The following is a 1,350-nucleotide window of genomic DNA, read 5'->3' as shown; positions in this document are numbered from 1 at the left end:
GTAGGTTACTATTCTCTTTGGGTTGCTATCATTGCAACGGTTATGGGAATTGTGAATCAATTACATGAGAGTGGTAGTTTGCAAAGTACAATAATTTGGTTCTTTTGGGCATTCCTTTGGTTTTTATTTTTCCTACAAGATGGATTGAAAAAGAAGATTCATATTTATGTAGGTATTGTTTGCTTCATTGAATCTTGGATTACTGCAACAGTACCAGCTCTGTTAACACTTACAAATCATACCGACGTGTTAAATAATTTTGTAATTATTTTAGCGACTATTATAACGATTTTAGTTTTTATTATGGCACTTTTCTTTTTCAAGAGTATTCAATTTAAAGTAGGAAGGGTTAGTAACTATGTGGAAAAGTGAACTGAAAAAGGCAACCAACTTTTTTGTTATTATTATATTTCTTCATGTGCTTGGAATTTTATTATTATTACCGGCGCTATATAAAGGTAATAGCATAATCGGAATGGCTATTATTGCATATTCTTTAGGGTTGCGTCATGCGTTTGATAGTGATCATATTGTCGCAATTGATAATACTGTTCGGAAATTAATTGAAAAAGGTAAAAACTCACAGGGGGTGGGATTTTACTTCTCATTAGGACACTCTACGGTAGTATTTGCGATGATTGTATTAATTGCTTTAATTGGAAAAACGGCAAAACATGGAATGGAGAGCTTTTCAACTATAGGCGGTATTATCGGTACAATCGTTTCTAGTACATTCCTTATCATTATCGGTCTTACCAATCTGTTGTACCTTATTAAAGTGTTGAGAAGCCACGAGGACAAACAGCCAGAAAATTTAGGGTTTATATATCGTTTCACACAGCGCTTATTTACGTTTATTGATAGTCAGAAGCAATTGTATATAATCGGTTTTTTATTTGGACTTGGTTTTGATACAGCGAGTGAAATTGGATTAATTGCTCTTTCTACAGTAACTGCAACAAGTCAATCTATTCCACTTGTAAGTATATTTGCTTTCCCCGTTTTGTTTGCTGCCGGAATGTCATTAATGGATACATTAGATAGTACATTCATGAATACGAATTATAAGTGGGCAATGGAAAATAGTCGAATAAGAAATTCATATAATGTATTAATTACCTCAATATCTGTTATTACGGCTTTTTTAATAGGGGGATATCAACTATTATCTTTGCTTATTGAAAGCTATAATTTACAGGGCCCGTTTTGGAATCTCATACAGGTAGTTAATTTTGATTATCTGGGTATATGTCTTGTTGCATTCTTTATTATTTCTCTTATTGTTTTTGTTGTATGGAATAGAAATGCCTTTAAAGAACCGCTTACAAAGAGCATAGAGAAATAAAAATA

At 32.4% G+C, this 1,350-nt stretch carries 2 protein-coding genes; both read left to right on the top strand.

All coding sequences use genetic code 11. From position 1 onward, the window contains the following. A partial coding sequence (locus ABWK52_RS29390; protein ID WP_353772383.1) for an AmiS/UreI family transporter occupies positions 1-372 on the top strand: 372 nt, incomplete at its 5' end. Next, positions 359-1,345, top strand: a complete 987-nt coding sequence (locus ABWK52_RS29385; RefSeq protein WP_000265977.1) for a HoxN/HupN/NixA family nickel/cobalt transporter — start codon at positions 359-361, stop codon at positions 1,343-1,345. The genes ABWK52_RS29390 and ABWK52_RS29385, both read left to right, overlap by 14 nt. Positions 1,346-1,350 lie beyond the last annotated feature (5 nt).

This window comes from Bacillus sp. AP50 (assembly GCF_040492675.1).
GTDB lineage: Bacteria > Bacillota > Bacilli > Bacillales > Bacillaceae_G > Bacillus_A > Bacillus_A cereus.
This window is presented reverse-complemented; position numbering and strand designations above follow the sequence as displayed.